The sequence below is a fragment of the uncultured Allobosea sp. genome (genome assembly GCF_945957345.1).
In the GTDB taxonomy this organism is placed as follows: domain Bacteria; phylum Pseudomonadota; class Alphaproteobacteria; order Rhizobiales; family Beijerinckiaceae; genus Allobosea.
The window spans coordinates 14,842-29,984 of the sequence record NZ_CAMFKW010000038.1 but is presented as its reverse complement, the minus strand read 5'-3'; the positions used below and the strand labels follow the sequence as shown (position 1 = coordinate 29,984).

The window sequence follows — 15,143 nt, the reverse complement described above, 5'->3', positions numbered from 1 at the left end:
GCGACGGTCAAGGCCGCAGCTGCCGCCGCGGCATAGATCGAGCCCTCGCGACGCGCCGTCAGCGAGATCGCGCCGCTGCGGCTCTGCACGAGGTTGTCGGCGTTCCTGATCGAGGCTTCGACCGCGCCGGTGATGCTGTTGAGCGCCAGCGTGAAGCCCACGGCCACCGCGACGCCGGCCGCGCCGCCGCCCGCGCCGCCGAGGGAGGCGGATCCGGCGAGAGCCTTGATCGTCGACTGGTCCCTGGCCGAGAGCGCGATGCTGCCGGCATCGATGCCGGTCGCGCCGTCACCGTTGATGGTGGCGCGGGTATCGACGCCGATCGCATTGGTAACGACCACGCCCGCTGCGGCCACGCCGACGCCGACCGAACCGCCGCCGCCGATCGCAGCCGCCGCAGCGACAACCTGCGCCTGGATGGTCTGCGCCGAGCGCGCCGAGACCGAGAGCGCGCCGGTGGTGACGGCGCTGGTGTCGTTCAGCGCTGCGATAACGGAGGACTGGCCGCCGATCGTGGGCGTGTCTACCCTTGTCTTGTCGGTGCCGCTGGTGGTCCAGCCGCCGATCTGGTTGGCGGCGGCAGAGGCGCCGACGCCGACACCGACGCCGGCCGCACCGCCGACGCCGGCCGACAGGCTGGCGGCGAGGACGGTAGCGCTGATCGTGGAGGTCGCTTCCGCCGTGACGGTCAGGCTCGCGCTGCCGGTAATGCGGCTTGAATCGATATGGGCGCTGGTCGCGGTGACGATGTTGTTGAAGGCGAAGGCGCCGCCGGCCGAAACCGAGACGCCGGCAGAGCCGCCCCCGCCGATGCTGACGGCGGCCGCCGTCGTGGTCGACTGGATCGTCGCATTGCTGGTCGCCTTGACCAGCACCGCGCCAGTCGTGCCGAGGCCGTCGCCGAGATGGGCGACCTTGGCCTCGACGCCGTTGACGATCGTGTTCATCGCGAGCGCAAAGCCGACCGCGACGCCAACGCCGGCCGAACCGCCGACGCCGCCCGCCACCGAGGCGGTGCCCGCAATCGCGTTGATTGTCGACGTATCGCTCGCGGTGACGCTGACAGCACCGGCCGAGATCGCATTGCTGGCGATCAGGCTGTTCGTAATACCGTTGCCCTCGATGAAGGCGTTAGCCGAGACGGCGATGGCGTTGACCACCGCCGTACCGGCGGCCGAGACGCCGACGCCGGTCGAGCCGCCGCCACCGATCGCGACGGCCGCCGCCGCGACGAGCGCGCTGATCTGGTTTTTCGACTGCGCATCGACGGTGAGCGCGCCACTGGCCGTGACCTTGGTGCGGGTCAGCGAGGCCTCGACCACGGTGCCGCCATTGGCGAGCAGGCTGTCGCGGCGGTTCTTGTCCGTGCCGCTTGTGGTCCAGCTGCCGATGCGGTTCTCGGCACCGGCCGCGCCGATGCCGACGCCGACCCCGTTCGAGCCGCCGACGCCGGCGGCGAGCGAGGCCGCGACGATGCCGGCCTTGATGAGGGCCGAAGCCTCGGCCGTAACCGATACGGCGCCCGCGCTGTCGAGCGCACTCTCGTTAGTGGTGGCGCGCGTCGAGGTGGTGATGACGTTGGAGGCGAAGGCGCCCGCGCCGGCCACGGCGACACCATTGCTGCCGCCGCCGCCGATGCTGAGCGCGGCGGAAGCCGCAACCGTCTCGATGGAGCCCGCGGACTTGGCGGCGACGACGATATCGCCGCCCGTGGTCTTAAGTCCCTGGTCGAGGTTGCCGACCTTCGCCGAGACGTCGTTGGCGATCTGGTTCAGAGCGATGCTGACGCCCATCGCGACCGAGACGCCCGTCGTCCCGCCGAGCCCGACCGCCAGGCTCGCCGAGAGCGCGGTCGCCTTGATGGCGGAGCTGTCCTGCGCGCGGATCGTCGCGCTCGCGGCACGGATTCCGGGCGCAGTTCCGCTGCCATCCCCGTCGACCAGCGCCTGCGTGGCGAGGCCGATCATGTTCTGCGCATAGGTGCCGCCGGCCGCAACGGCAACGCCGTTTTGGCTGGAGGCGGAGAGACCGGCCGCGACGGCAACGATGGTGGCGTCGATCGTGTTGGTCGAGCTCGCGGTGACGGAGAGAGCACCCGTCGCGTTGACGCGGCTGCCGCTCAGGGTCGCGGTGACGCCGGCGCGCGTGCCCTGTACCGGGGCGTTGGAGAGACGATTGTTCGCGGCGTCGTATACGGTCCAGGCGCCGATCTGGTTGTAGGCGATGGCGATTCCGAGCGCACCTGCTCCCGCGGACGCGCTGCCGGAAGCCCCGAGCGAGGCCGCCGCGGTGACGATGTCGGCGTCGATGTCGAGCGTGCTGGTCGCCCCCACAGTGACGTCGCCCGCATGGTCGAGGCTGGAGGCGGAGATCGCTGCCGCGGTCGTCGAGTCGATCAGGTTGACCGCTCCAGCTCCTGCCGCCGCGACGCCGACGCCGCTGCTGGAGGCGCTGACGCCCGCCGCCATGCTGGCGGCGGCGGCAATGGTGTGGATGCTGCCGGAGCTTTCAGCAGTGACCGAGACCGCACCGGTGCCCGCATCGAGCGAAGAAACGTTCGTGATGCCCGCCGAGACGGCACCCGTGATACGGTTGACGGCGACGGTCGCGCCGATCGAGACCGAGGCGGCTGTCTGCTCGCCGAGCGCGACGGAGAGCGTCAGCGCTCCGAGATTGGCGGTGATGTCGGAGCTGTTCGAGGCATCGACCGTGACGGAGGAGCCCGTCACGGCCGCGGCGCCGGAGATTTCGGCAACGGTCGCGACGCCGATCGTGTTGCCGGCCCCCGCGCCGCTCAGGCTGACGCTGGTCGCGCTGCCGGTGCCGCTGGCGGAGACGCCGATGGCAGCAGCGAGAACCAGGGCTTCGACGGTCCGCTGGGTCTTCGCCGTCACGGCGACCGCGCCCGAGGCATAGACCGAGCCTCTCAGCACGGAAGCGCGAACCTGATCGGCCGTGCCGACCTCGTTGGTCGAGACCGAGACGCCGATGGCGACGCCGACCGCAGTATCCTTGCTCGCGATGCCGGCCGCGAAAGCGAGGCCGCCCGTCAGCGCCTGGATCGACGAGAGATCCTGCGCCGAGACCGACACCGAGCCGACCTTGCCGGCCGAGGTGCCGAGCGGTGAATCCGTGATCTCGGCAATCGTCGAGCCGGTAATGCTGTTGAACGCAAGCGCACCGCCGCCGCTGACGGCCGCGCCCTGGCCCTGCCCGCTGATCTGCGCGCCGACCGATGCCGCGATCGTCTGCGCCTTGATGCTCGCCTCCCGCGAGGCCGAGACGGTGACGGCGCCACTGGCGGCGACGGAGGAAGTCGAGCGGATCGCTGCCGTCACATCGCTGGCGATGTCGTTCTTGGAGACGGACGCGCCAATAGCGACGCTCTGGCTGCTGCCACTCGACTTGCCGGTGAGGTTCGCCGCGACCGAGATCGCGCGCGCATGCGCCTCGATCCTCGCCTTGTCCCGCGCAGTGACGCTGACGCCCTCCGAGCCGGACGTGACGACAGCGTTGGACAGCCCGGTCTCGTCGATCAACGCGGTCAGGCCGGTGGCGATCTTGTTGCCGGCATAGAGGCCGGCGGCGGTGAAGGAGGTGTTGCCACTACCGGAACCGCCCGAGCCGCTGGAGGCACCGACCGCGACGGCCGTGGCGCCGATCTCGGCCGTGATCTCGGCATCGGATTCGGCGCCGACCGAGACGCGACGATCGGCGCGCAGGCTCGACTTGGTGACCTTGGCGCCGACATTCAGCGTCGAGGTCGTGCCCGAGCCGAAGCCGTTGCCGGTCGGCAGGCCGCTTCCGTAGAAGCCGACCATGTTGAAGGCGAGCGTGACGCCAATCGCGACCGCCGAGGCCGCGTCCTTGCCGATCGCGACGGAGACCGCCGTGGCGTCGGTCTTGGCGTCGATCACCGAAGCGTTGGCCGCCTTGATGTCGATGGCGCCGCTGCCGCCCTTGCCCTGCGCATCCTCCACAGCGGTGCCGTGCGCGCGGATGCTGCTGCCCGCGATATGCGCGTCGACGCCACCGAGGATCGTGTTGAAACCGAGCGCGCCGCCGCCGGCGAAGCTCAGATTATCGCTCTTCTCCTTGCTGATGATCAGCGAGATCGCGGAGGCGGAGGTCTCGGCCTTGATCGTCGCGCCGCTGCGGGCGTTGACCGAGACGTTGCCGCTGGCGGCGTCGAGATCGGTCACCGCATCGATGCCGGCAGCGAGTTCGCCGTCGACGATGGTATTGCGCGCGAGGCTCAAGCCCACGGTGACCGAGGTCTTGGTCTGGCTGGCGCCGCCGCTGCCGGTATTGCCCGTGCCACCGGAGCTTCCCGTCCCGGTGCCGGTCGTGCTCGGCAGCAAATAGGCGACGGCGATAACCGGCGCGCTGACATCGGCGGTGATGGCGGAACTGCTGTCGGCGGAAATGGCGACGCCGGCCGCATGGACGCTCGCCGCGTTCGACAACTCTGCCGTTGTGGCGAGCTTGATCAGGTTCAGCGCGCTGACGCCGCCGATGCTGGTCGTGGCCTCGCCGACGCTGGTCACGGAATTGGCGATCTCGGCGTCGATCGTCGCCTGCGAGGTCGCGGTGACCGATACGAGACCGGTGGCGTTGATCGGCGTGGCGTCGATCAGGGCGCGCGCTGCGAAAGGCTGCTGCCCCTGGATGATCGTCGCGAGATCGGTCCCGACCAGCGCATCGACCATGTCGAGCAGGAAGTTCTGCGAGGGCGAGCCGATCTTGTTGGCGGCGAGCGTGATGCCGACCGACGTGCCGCTCGACTCGACCGTGCTGTCGACGGTGGCGTTGATCCTGGCCGTGTTCGTCGCACTGACCGAGACGTTGCCGACCGTGGTCGGCGTCGCGGCCGCGGCATCGCCGAGCTTGGAGCCGGTGACGTTCGCGGTCGCCCCACCAAGCACCGTGTTGCCGGCGATGACGGCGCCGAGCGCCAGCGAGGTGCTGCCGGCTTCCTTGCCGGGTGGCAGCTTGGATTCGACCTTGCTGGTGATCGTCGAGCTGATCGTGCCGGTTTGCGCCGCCGCGACGGTGACGTCGCCGGCACTGGTCACGATCACCTTCGTCAGGTCGGCTTCGGCGAAGCTGCGGACGTTGTTCTGGACGAGGATGCCGCTGACCGCCGTCGCATAGGGCTTGGCGGCGGTGGACGAGGAGCCGGTGGTGCCGGTGCCGCCCGTATTCCCACCCGTACCCGTATTCGTCGATGGGACGGACGTCGAGGAGCTCGACGTATCGGCGTTCTGGCCGAGGTTCAGGATGCCCGGCGGCAGGAACTTGACGAATTCCTGCAGATTGTTCTCGCGCCAGGAATGCGCGGCATCGAAGGTCTCGGCCCCGAGATCGGCTGTCTTCGTCGCGCCGTAATAGACGTAGAGCTTCTCGACGCCATTGACCCTGGTGTAGACGACATCGCCGAACTTGACGCTCTGCGACCCGGACGCCGTGGTGAAGCTGTAATTGCCGAGGATCTTCTTGGAGAAATCCTCGAGTAGGCTCGGCTTGGCGAGGCTCGACAGCGAAGAGAGCGTGTTCTCGGCCGTAATCGTGCCCGCGCTCGTGGCGCTGACGGTCAGCGCGCCGCTGGTGGAAATCGTCTTGCTCGGCGACGTCGTCTGGTCGATCGCGGCGAAGGCGCGCGCATTGACCATGTTGCTCGACAGCGCAAGGCCGACCGCATAGGTGCTGGCGTCCTTCAAGACCGCGTTCGAGGCGCTGGCCTTGTTGGTCAGCGACGCCGAGATCGAGGCGTTAGAAGTCGCCTGGACCGTCAGCGCGTTGCCCGCAACCACCGAACTCGCGACGATCGTGGCACTCGCACCCGACGGCGTGTCGTCTAGGTTCTGGCCCTGCGCCACGACCGGATCGCCGGTGATGGTGTCGACCGCGCGGAAGAGCACGTTCTGCTCGCGCCAGCCCACCGTGTTGAAGGCGAGCGTGATGGCGACCGCGCCGTTGTCGCTGGAAGTCGCGGTCTTGGTCGAGGACACGATGCTCGACGTATCGGTCGCGACGACGGAGACGGAGCCCCCGCTGGTCAGCGCGCTGCCGGAAACGGTCGCCGTCGCGTTGCCGAGCACGGCATTGGTGGCGATGATGCCGCCGATGGCGATACTGCGGGTCTGCGTGGTGTTGGAGGCCGCCTGTCCGCCGGTCGGCTTGTAGGAGCTCGCCGATTTCACCTTGGCGGAGCTGTCGGCCGTCGCAGTGATCGTCGCCTCGTCCGTCGCCGAAACGCGGATGTCGCCCGTCGTGACGATGCGCGCGCCGGTGACGGTTGCGCTCGCGTCGCCATGGACGGAGTTCAGGACGACGAGGCCGCCGATCGCAAGCGCATTCGCGCTTTGCGGGCGCGTGGTTGCGGCCGGGTTGTTCGCCGAGGGATCGCCCGTCGGAGCCGTCGTCGCTTCGCTGGCGGGAGTTGCGGCGGCGGGCGCGGACGGGGTCGTGCTGCTGCTCGAACCGGATCCCGTGCCCGTGCTCGGCAACTTGAAATCGTCCGGCAGGAAGGAGGAATCGAGCGAGCGCTTCCACAGAAGCTTGTCGGTGAAGTCGGTCGCCGCGAGATCGAGCGAGGCGGTCGAGCCGCCCATATAGACGTAGATGTCGCCCGCCTTGTAGTCGCTCGCGCTGTTGGCGATCTTGACCCAGTCGGCCGTGCCGCCCGTCGTCGTGGTCAGGTCGATGCCGCCGAGCAGCACGTCTTTCAGGCCAGCCGATCCGACATATTTGTAGACCTGGCCGCCGGCGGTCGCGAGCGTGTCGCCGGTCTTGATCGACACCGTCGAGGCGCTCGCGGCGCCGGCCAGGTCATAGGTCGGCTTGGCATAGCCGTCCGCGATGCGCACCCGCGTGCCGAAGCCGACATCCTGGACGTTCGCGGTCTTCTTGTCGGCAGCCGTCGCACCGAGATCGGTGCCGAAATCGGACAGGCTGAGGCCGAATTTGCCGAGGAAGGCGTCGAGATCGGCGGCAATGCCGTCGATGCGCTCCTGCGCCGCCTTCTTGAGCCCTTCGACGCTGAGTTCCTGACCGAGCAGGTTGCCGAGCGCCTGCTGTGCGGCGGTGCCGGCTCGCAGCGCTTCATCCTTCAGCAGCCCGAGCTGCGAGGCCTCGATCAGACCGGAGACCGCGTCCGCACGCGCCTTCTGGGCATCGTCCGTAGTGGCGGCACTGGCCAGCTTGCCTTTCGCGAGCGTCAGCGCGGCCTTCAGCGTCTGGTTTTCGGTGCCGGCTCCGATCTTGGCCGCAATCGCATCGATCGCAGCCGAAATCGCGCCGTCGAGCGCCCCGAGCGCCGTGGCATCGAGATTGGCCAGCTTGTCAATGAGCGACTTGGCCTGCGCCTCCAGCTTGTCGAGCTGCTCGAACGCACCGGCGGCCAGTTCCTTCGCCTTGGCGATCTGGGCGTTGAGCTTGTCCTCGAGCGCCGTCACCTCCGCCGGGAGCAGGTCCTTGCGGTTGCGGACGAGATTACCCTGGATGGTGCGGGACTGGACCTCGTTGGGATCGGTCGAGAAGTCCGAAGGCAGGAACTTGTTGATTTTGCTCTGATCGGTCAGCGCCCCGCCATCGGTCTTGGTGACGGTCGAACTGGTGACGATCTGCACGTTCGAAGTGATCGAGGCGGCATTGTCGGCGCTGACCGACAGCGCCCCGCCGGCGCGCAGGACATCACTGCCGTTCACCGTATCGACGCTAAGACCGCTGTTGTCGATCGTCGCGACGGCGCTACCGCTGACCTTGTTGGAAGCCAGTACGACGCCGAAACCGCTGCCGCCCGAGCCCTTCAGCGCGTCGGTCGCGCTCTGCGCGGCGTTGCTGACGGTGGCGTTGATCTTCGTCGCCGCCTTGGCGACGACGAGGAGGTCGAGTCCGGCCGAAACCTTCGAGGAGACGATGCTGGCCTTGGCGCCAGAGCCGACCTCGCCGCCGAAGGCGTTGGCGAGCTCGGGAGAGCCGATCAGCGCGTCGATGGTGTTGAACAGCAGGTTCTGCGTCGCATAGCCGACCGAGTTGAAGGCAAGCGTCACCGCGCCGGAGACACCGCCGCCGTCGCCGCCGGTCGTGGTCGAGGAGGCGCGGATACGGGCATCGACACCGGCCTCGTTCTGGGCACTGACGGTGAGCGAGCCGCTCGCCGCAGTCGCGGTCGAGCGCAGAATGGAGGCTTCCGCCCCGCCGCGCACGACGTTTGTCGCGGCGATGCCGTTGGCGGCGATCAACGTCGAGGAATTGCGGGCCGGCTGACCGGCGGAAGGCGTGGCGGAGTTCTGGAAAGCCTGGCCGCCCGACGAGGCGACGGTGCTGACGACATTGGCCGCGATGTCGCTCTTGTCCGATGACAGAACGGAGAGATCGCCTTGTGCCGTCACGACGGCATCGGTGATGCGCGCCAGCGCCCCACCCGTCACCTCGTTCATCACGATCAGGCCGCCGAAGGCCTTGGACGCCGGAGGCGGCGTCGGCGCCGTGCTCGCGGGAACACCGACCTCGGTGGTGGACGGCGTGACGCCGGAATCGGTCTTGGTCGCGTCGGTGGTGCTCGCCGGAGCGGGCGCGACCTTGTCGAGCTGCGGCGCGGCCGCGATCGCGAGCTCACTGACCCAGTCGCTCGTGGTGTAGTCGTTGCCCTTCAGCGTGACCTTCGCATTGTCGGGCCCGCGATAGACATAGACTGCGCCCTTGATGCCGGTCGAGACGTTGTCGTTGACCGAGAAGCGCACCTTCTCGCCGACCCGCATGTATTGATAGCCGTCGAGCGAGGAATAGCGCGGGCGGCTGACCGTGACGGTCGTCGTTGTCCCGGCCGTCGCGTCCTTGCTGACGGTCGTGGTCTCATCGGCGGCCTGCGTGGTGCCGGCTGTGTCCGTCGCCTTGCTGGGGACGGTCGTGACGGTGACGCCCTCGGCGAGGCTCAGCCACTTCGTCCGGTCGGTATAGTCGGCCGTGCCGAGGTCGACAGCAGTCGTCGTCTTGGCGCCGACATAGACATAGACCTGCCCGTTGACGCCCTTGACGTTGCCGGTGCTGTAGTCGCTCGCGAGCCGGACGCGATCGCCGGTCAGAAGCTGCTGCGAGCCTGATTTCGTCGTGTAGTCGTAGGAGTTGAGAGCACGCGTCTCCGCGATCTTGGCGATGGCCGCGACCGTGCCGTCGACCGCCGAGGCGCTGATCAGCGTGCTGGTGGCGGTAACGCCGGCCTGGTTGGTGGCGCTGACCGCGATGCTGCCGCCATCGGACCTCACCGTCGCCTGGGTGGCAACCGGAGTCGCGGTCGGGTCCGGATTGCCGATATAGGCCTCGGCGCGCCCGGAGACCTTGTTGGAGGCCAGCAGCGCGCCGGCCGAGATGCCGCGCGCGCCGGTCTGGGCGCTGTGCTCGTAATCCTCCGCCGTCTCCTGCTTGACCTCGTTGCCGAGCGTCGAGGTGATCTGCACGGCGTTCTCGGCCGAGACGGAGACGTCGCCGAAGGCGCGCACGGTCGAGCCGGTGATGAAGGCGGTGGCGTTCGCCGGCTGCTCGCCGCTCATCGCGGTCGAGATCAGCGGATCGCCGACGATGGCGTCGATGGCGTTGAACAGCGGGTTCTGCGGCACATAGCCGACGCTGTTGAAGGCCATGACGACGCCGATCGCGGCCGTTTCGCCGGCGACCGAGCCGATGGCGCTCGCTTCGATCTCGCCGTTGTTCAGGGCCTGGACCGAGACGATCCCGCCGGTCGGCGTCGTGGCGTCGCCGCCATCGACGGCGCTCCCCGAGATCGAGGCCCGGGCCCCGTTCAGCACCGAATTGGTGACGACGATACCGCCGAAGCCCTTGCCGCCTTCGATGGTGCTGGCGTCGGTCGCGGCGATCTTGGCGCCGGACTCCGCCTTGACGACGACGTCCGAACCGGTCGCCACGATATGAACGTTGCGGACGAGCGCCTGCGCCTGACCCTGCACGTTATTGCGCGCGAAGATCGCGCCGAGGCCGGTGGAATCGATCTTGCCGGCCTTCGGCTGCGAGCCCGTCGTCCCGCCAGGCACGATGTTGGTCGCGTCCAGCTTCTTCCACAGCGAGAAGTCGCCGAAATTGCGGGTGGTATCGCCGAGAACGGCGCCGGTGATCGGCGTACCGCCCATATACTGATAGACGGCGCCCTTCTCGCCCGCGCCGGCCCCCGTCGGCGTCCAGCTGTCGCTGAGGCGGATTTTCTGGCCGAAGGCGACGTCGCGCGTGCCCGAGGCCGTCGTGTAGTCGTATTCGCTGAGCAGTTGGTCTGCGGTCTTGACCGCACCCGTCACCGAGCCGGTCTTCACCGCCTTGGCGCTGGCACCGACCGTGGTGCTGGCGTCGATCGAGACGCTGTCCTTGGCCGAGACCGAAAGCCCGCTGCCCTGAACCGTCGTGCCGTTCACGCCGCCATCGACCACGGCCGCAGCTGCGCCGCTGACGCGGTTCATCGCGACGAGGCCGGAGACAGCGAGGGCGGAGGCGCTGGCGCCTTGGGCCGTCGCCGAGACCTCGTTGCCGAGTTCGGCCGAGATCGCGCCCGAGGATTCGGCAGAAACCGAAACGAGGCCCGTCGCGGTGACGGCCGAATTGATGATGGAGGCGCTCGCCTGCGCCGGACTGCCGCTGCCCAGATTGGTGCCGATGACCGCGTTCAGCGTATCGAAGGCGAGATTGCTGCTCTGGTAGCCGATCGCGTTGAAGGCGAGCTGGATGCCGGCCGCGCGCGCCGTCGTCTGCGGCGGGTTGATGGTGCCGGAGCTGCCGCCCGTGCCGGACCCCGTCGGCCCGGTCGCGGCAGCGTCGATCTGCGCCGCGATCGTCGCCGAGATCGAGCCGGCCGTCGTCGCCTTGACGCTGACGGCGCCGTCGTCGCCCGTGGTGGTGACGCTGCTGGAGTCGATCGTCGCCGTCGCCACGGCATTGACCGTGTTCGAGGCGATGACCGCATTGATCGCCAGCGCGGTGGCGTTCGAGGTTTGCGCCTTGTCGAAGGCGGAGGTCGTGCCGGGCGTGCTTTCCGTGGTGTCGCCGGCGTCAGCTTTGTCCTTCAGCGTCGCGACGGCCGTGACGGTCGCCTCGGCATTGGCGGTGATTGTCGCGCTCCGATTGGCCGCGACGTCGACACTGCCGGATGTAAGGCTGCTGGCCGCGACGATCTGCGCCGTCGCGCCACCGGCGATCTCGTTGCGCACCACCATGCCGCCGACGGAGGTCGCACCCGAGCCGGTTGCCTTCTTCTGAACTGTCTCCGCGTCATTGACGGGGCGCCAGAGATCGCGATCGGCATAATTCGCGGTCTTGAGATCGACCTTGGTCGCCGGATCGGCGGTGCTGTCAGTGCCCATATAGGCGAAGAGCGCGCCCTTCTGGCCGATCTTCGCCCATGTTGTCGTGTCGGTGTAATCGGTCGTGGCGAGGTTCAGCGGCGCCGAAGCGGCCGTGCCGAGATAGCGGTAATAGGCGCCGGCCTCGCCCTTCGTGGCCGGATAGCCGGCCTGCAGAAGCACGACGTTGCCGGGCTGGACAACGCGCGTCAGCGTCGGCGCGGGCGGCGTTGCCGGAGGGGCCGCGGGATCGGCGGGATCGACGGCCGCGTCGGCGCCGGGCTTCACCGGATCGGGCGAGCTCAGGATCGCGCCGGGGAAATCGAGCAGCACGCGCTGGCCGAGCTTGATGGCGACGGCACCGGCAGTGATCTTGAAATCGGAAGACTTGTTCGACGAGGCCTGAGGCAGGCCGCCATCGCTGACCGCCTCGCTGGAAGCGACGAGCTTCACATTGGCGTTGATGGTGGCCACGTCGTCCGCATGGACGGAAAGGGCACCACCGTTGACGATCGTCGAGGCTGAGATTTCGGCGAGGGCCGTGCGGCCCATGCGGTTGGCGGAGAGCACGCCGCCGATGCTGCGGCTGGAAGCGCTCGCCGTACCGCCGCTGCCGGCGGACGGATCCTTGCGCTGGGCCAATCCCGCAGCCTGCAGGCCGGTATTGAGGATGCCGCGCTTGAGATCGGCCTTGGCCTTGTCCTCAGCCGATTTCTCGGGGCTCGAGGTCGTGACCGCACTGGAAACGGTGGCGTTTACCGTGCCGGCGCTGGAGGCGACGACGCTGACCGCGCCATCGGCCCTGGCATTGGAGCCGATCACCCGCGCGACGATCTGCTGCGCGGCGGAGACGGCGAAGAAGCTGGTGCCGAGGAAGGCGTCGAGCGCGCTGCCGACGAGCTTTTCGGCCAATGCGCCGGTCACCGTGTTGTCGGCCTTGTAGCCGATCACGTTGAAGGCGGCCGCGCCGCCGATGGCTGTCGCGCCCTTGTCCGAAGCGCCGCTGGCGGAGGCGCGGGCGCGGGCGTCGATGGCGGACAGGTCGATGACGGTGACCGAGATATCGCCCGCACGGCCGGCGGTCAGCGTCGTGCCGCCGCCCTGGGTGGCGCTCAGCGTCGAGCCATCCACCACCGCGGTGGTGCTGCCGAGAACGATGTTGGCGACAAGCGAACCGGCGACGCCGACCTTGGTGGCGACCGCCGAAGCCTCTGCCGAAGCCGTCAGCGTCAGCGAATTCTGGGCGAGGACCGAGACGCCGCCGTCACCCGCGACGGTCGCGTTGCGGATGCCGGCCGAGATGTTGCGCTCCGCCGTATTGATCGCCGCGGCGCGGCCGACGCCGAGTTGCCCGGTGCTGCCGGAATCGACGCCCTCGACATAGGAATCGGTGTCGAGCGGCAGCCCGGTCGCCGAGGCCGCCGTCGCGTCGACGGCGACGAAGGCGATCGTTCCGGCGGCGGTGATGCGGGCGGTGTCGGCGAGAGCCGAAGTGCTGCCGGTGAGCAGGTTACGCGCATCGATCGCCGCGCCGTCGACCTCGGTGGTGTTGGCGGCACTGGCCGCGACAGAGGCAGCCGCGAGCGCGACGCCACGGATCTGCACCGTAGCGGTATCTGCGACCGTGTTGGTAACGGCACCGGCCTTGAGCGGCGTGGCCATCGAGCCGTTGCTCTCGCCATCGCCCGCGACGGCCGTCGTCGTACCATTCGCGGTGACGGTGCCGGGCGTCGAGGCGCCGACGATGGTCGAGATCGTGCCGCTGTTGCGCGCGCTCAGGCTCAGCGCGCCATCGGAGACGACGACCTTCGGGTCGGTTGCCGCCGGGGCGTTGGCAGGCAGCGTGCCCGCGACCGGCACGCCGACGACAACTGCCGTGGTGCGCGTGACATTGGTCTTGCCGGTCAGGGCAAAGAAGTTCAGCAGGTCGCTGAGGACGGGAATGTTGCTGTCGTCGGTCGCGATCAGGCGGGTGGCGACGCTGGTGGCATCCTTCGCCGAGAGCTCGACCGAGGCGCCCGTCGGAGCCGCGGCTCCGTTCGGCAGAGCCTGAACGATGCGTGCAGAGGGGTCGACATCGACGCGGGTGACGTTGGTCACGGTCGTCGCGGTCGTCTTGAAGGCGCCCGTCACCGCCTGGATCGTCGGCGTGATCACGTCGTAAAGCGAAGCCTCGCCCTTCGCGACGGCCTTGACCTGATCGGCGGTGGAGCTGCCGGCATTGGTCAGCGTGCCGACGCCGGGAAGCACGAGGCCGAGCTCCTTGACGGACACGTCGACGGCGGTGTCGGCGGCGAGCTTCACCGTGCCGCCGTTGATCCGGCCGGTGGACGCGACCGTGATCGTCGAGGTGTTCGTCAGCGTCGTCGTGACGGATTTGAGCTGCGGCGACTTGTCGGAGAGCAGGCTCACCGTCTCGCCGACATGCGTCGTGATGTCGGCCGCGCCACTGGTCGCCGTGACGATGCCTGCGAGCGAGGCGGTCGCGACCCCGTTGGCCGTGACCGCGACGGTCGAGGCCAGGGCCGGGACCGTATCCGTCGCGCCGGCGTTGACGCCGATCGTGCTGCTGATCGCGATGTTGACGGACGTGCCGCTGATCACCGCTCCCTGAGCCAGGCTGAAGGCCATGCGCGCATCGACGCTGCTCGACAGAGCATGGCTCTGATCGACAAGGTCCGTGTCGACCCCGGCATCGGCCGCGATCCGCAGGCTTCCCGAAGCGGTAACGCCCGCAACGCCCGCATCGACCGTGTTCACGCCGGCCCCGCCGGCGAAGGAGACATCGACATTGCCGGCGACAGGACCGGTGGTGCCGAAGATCAGACTGTCGTCGCCGTCCCCGCCCGAAACCGAAAGCGCGACGGAGGGCGGCAAGCTCGCGAGGCGGAAGGTGTCCGCCCCGGCACCCAGCACGACGCCCAGATTGGCGCTCGGCGCTGTGAAGCTGACGAAGCCGTTGCCGCTCCCGCCCGTGGTGCCGACCTTGTAGACGGAGCCAATCTGGCTCAGCGTCGTGTCGGAGGACGAGCCTAGCGCCGCCGAGAGATCCAGCGTCAGGCCGCCGATGGCGCCGCCGAAGCTGCCGCTCAGGCTCGCATTCGCGCCGAAGCTGACCGTGTTCGCGCTGCCGCTCGCGCCCTTGAGCGTCTCCATGCCGCTGAAGCTGGCGGCGAACTTGCCAGCGCTCAACGTACCCTGATCGGTTCCGCTCAGCGCCCATTTGGCGGATGCGCCGGTATCGAGCGCCAGCGTGTCGCTGCCGCCCGCGCCTGTGAAGGAGAAGCTGGGCAGAGACGCCCCGGAGGCGTATTTCTGGAAATTGTCGAACGAGGCGGTATCGACCCGGATGACGTCCTTGTCGCTCGAGCCGGCAATGGTGACGGAATTGATCTCGCCGATGTCCCCGAAAGCCAGGACCTTGCCGGGGTCGCCGTTGGTGCCCGCCTGGTTCAGGTCGAGGATCTGGATTCGCTCGACGCTGACGGACTGGTTCGAGACGGTCTTGACCGTATCGATCACGCGCACCAGCAGCTGATGTTCGCCGGCGATCGCCGTCGTATCGCTGCCGATGTTGATCGTGATGTCGGAGTTGAGCAGGACGCGCGGCTCGAGCGGGTCAAAGATCAGCCTGTCGCGGTTGAAGGCGCGCTCCGCCTTCGCCTTCAGTTTGGCGACAAGCTCGCGCTTGGAGGGTCGCGCCGCACGCGGGCGGGCTGCGGCGACGCCTTCGCGCCGACGCTCGCTGCGCCGGAACAACGCCCCGAAGAAACCCTTGGATTCGAAGGGAAACGCCAT

Annotated in this window: 1 protein-coding gene (running past one end of the window); it reads right to left on the bottom strand. The window is 68.7% G+C overall.

Features of this window, described 5'->3' with window-relative positions; translation table 11 throughout:
* Positions 1–15,143, bottom strand: the 5' end (the start) of a protein-coding gene (locus Q0Q36_RS18005; protein ID WP_293800004.1) for an S-layer family protein. It extends 21,829 nt beyond the left edge of the window; the window shows 15,143 of its 36,972 coding nt (coding positions 1–15,143); its start codon is at positions 15,141–15,143; the stop codon falls past the left edge of the window.